Annotated in this window: 3 protein-coding genes; 2 read left to right on the forward strand and 1 reads right to left on the reverse strand. The window is 74.5% G+C overall.

Translation table 11 applies throughout. From position 1 onward, the window contains the following. A partial coding sequence (locus tag AB0I76_RS28185) for a GNAT family N-acetyltransferase (RefSeq protein ID WP_357041648.1) occupies positions 1-226 on the forward strand: 226 nt, incomplete at its 5' end. Between the two features lie 20 nt (positions 227-246). Here the strand turns inward: AB0I76_RS28185 and AB0I76_RS28190 are convergent. Then, positions 247-1248 carry an ArsR family transcriptional regulator gene (locus AB0I76_RS28190; protein WP_357041651.1) on the reverse strand — a complete coding sequence of 334 codons (1002 nt, stop codon included), beginning with the start codon at positions 1246-1248 and terminating at the stop codon, positions 247-249. 118 nt (positions 1249-1366) lie between these two features. On the opposite strand from AB0I76_RS28190, the gene AB0I76_RS28195 reads away from it, so the two are divergent. After that, complete coding sequence (locus AB0I76_RS28195; RefSeq protein ID WP_357041654.1) at positions 1367-2176, forward strand: inositol monophosphatase family protein; 810 nt, start codon at positions 1367-1369, stop codon at positions 2174-2176. Positions 2177-2212: the final 36 nt, after the last annotated feature.

Consider the following 2212-nt stretch of genomic DNA (forward strand, 5'->3'; position numbering starts at 1 on the left):
GGCGCGCGGCCGGGGCGTGGGCACCGCGCTCTGCCGCGACGCGCTCGCCTGGGCCCGCGCCCGGGGGTACGCGGGGATGCAGTTCAACGCGGTCGTCGAGTGCAACACGCGCGCGGTGGAGCTGTACCGGCGGGAGGGTTTCGCCGTGGTGGGCACGGTGCCCGGCGCGTTCCGGCACCCGACGCTCGGCCGGGTGGGGCTGCACGTGATGTACCAGGAGTTCTGAGCGCCTCCGCCCGCTACTGGTCAGGTCCCGCCGTCGGGTTCGGTGCCGGTGGCGGTCAGCAGGGCGCGACCGGCGGAGGTACTGACGTAGAGCACGCTGCGGCCGTGCCGCGCGCGGGTGACCAGGCCGGCCGAGTGCAGCGCCGTGAGGTGCTGGGAGACCGCGGCAGGGGTGAGCGTGACCCGCCGGGCCAGTTCGCTCGTCGTCGCCGGGCTGCACACCAGGTTGAGGAGCCGGGCCCGGGTGGCTCCGAGAACGCCGGCCAGAGCCTCGGCGCGGACGGGGTCGGCCTCCCAGAGGGTCGCCGCCCCGCGGACCGGGTAGACCGCCATCGGCACCGAGTCGGGGCGCACGTTCCAGAGCACCCGCCGGTCGACGAAGACGCTCGGCATCAACGGCAGGCCGCGTCCGCGCAGCTCACGGTCCACGTCCCAGGGATCGTCCGCGGCGATGTGGTCGTCGGCCCAGCGCAGCGACGGGTGCAGCCCGTCGACGAGCCGCCGGACGCCGCCCTCGGCCAGGTGCCGGCACCGGTGCGCGATGTCCGCCTCGAGCAGGGCCTGCATTCGTGGCCAGTACGGCGCAACCGCGAGCCGGTGCCAGAGCCGGACCGCCCCGACCAGGTCGCTCAGCAGCCGACCCGGCGCCACGAGGCCGGCGGCCACCGGCGCCGGCAGCGGCGACCGGACAGCGACCGCGAGCAGGTCGGCGACCACCACCTCGTCCGGCGTGGCCGCGACGGTGGCGAGTTCCTCCTCGATGTCGCCGATCGGACGGGCCGGCGGCGGAGTGAGGAAGTCCGGTAACCACGCTCCGGGTCGGGCTATCGCGGCCAGCATCCGCAACGACTCCACGTGGGCAGGATCGTCGGCCAGTGCCCGTGCCCGACGGATCCAGGGCAGGTGGACGACGTACCGGCCCGGATCGGCCAACGCGTAGCGGCTCCGGACCGTCTCCCAGAGCGGTGAGACCCGAAACCTGATGTCGGCGGCGTCGCGCACCTCGAACCGGATCGTGCTCACGTCCCCGCCCCCGTCGTTGAAGCCCCACCTTAATCCGTGGGTCCACCGCGGCCGGTGCCGGTTGACTGCCCGGATGGATGAGCACAGGACCTCACCGGCTGCTGCGGACGCTCCTCCGGTGGACGACGACCTGGTCGCGTTCGCGGTCGCGGTCGCCCGCGACGCCGGGCGCACCGCCACCGCCGCCTTCTTCGACGGGGCCCCGGGCCGCAGGCGCAAGGCCGACGGCACCGAGGTGACCGACGCGGACGTCGCGGTGGAGGAACAGATCCGGGCCGCGATCGCCCGCTTCGCTCCGGACGACGCGGTGCTCGGCGAGGAGGCGGGCGAGTCCGGCGGCGGGTCCGGGCGCCGCTGGGTGGTCGACCCGATCTCCGGGACCGGGTATCTCACCCGCCGGATGCCACTGTTCGCGAATCTCCTCGCGTACGAGGACGAGCACGGTCCGGCGATCGGCGTGATCCACATGCCGATGCAGCGGGAGACGGTCTTCGCGGCGCGCGGCCGGGGATGTCGGCTGCTGACCGACCTCGACGAACCGGTGCGTGCCGCCCGTCGGACCCGGGTGGGTGACCGGGACCGGTTGGACGGGGCGTTGGTGCTCGGCGCCAACCAGCACGCGTGGTCCGAGGACGTGCTGGCCGTCCTGCACCGGCGGGTCAACCTGGTGGGCGGCATCCACCACGCCGTGGTGCACGTCGTCACCGGGCGGGTGGACGCGGCCGTCCTGGTCGGTCAGGGCTACGACGACGTCGCACCGTTGCCGGTGATCCTCGCCGAAGCCGGCGGGCGGGTGTCCGACCTGGACGGCCACCCGGTGCTGGGTGGGAACGGGACCGTGGTCGCGGCCAATCCGGGGTTGCACGGTCAGCTCCTCGCCCTGCTGGACGACGTGCCACACACGCGCGGCGGCAAGGCGCTGCGCTGACCGGGCACCACAGCCCCGACGCGCCCGGCACACGGC

Source organism: Micromonospora sp. NPDC049799 (genome assembly GCF_040656655.1).
In the GTDB taxonomy this organism is placed as follows: domain Bacteria; phylum Actinomycetota; class Actinomycetes; order Mycobacteriales; family Micromonosporaceae; genus Micromonospora.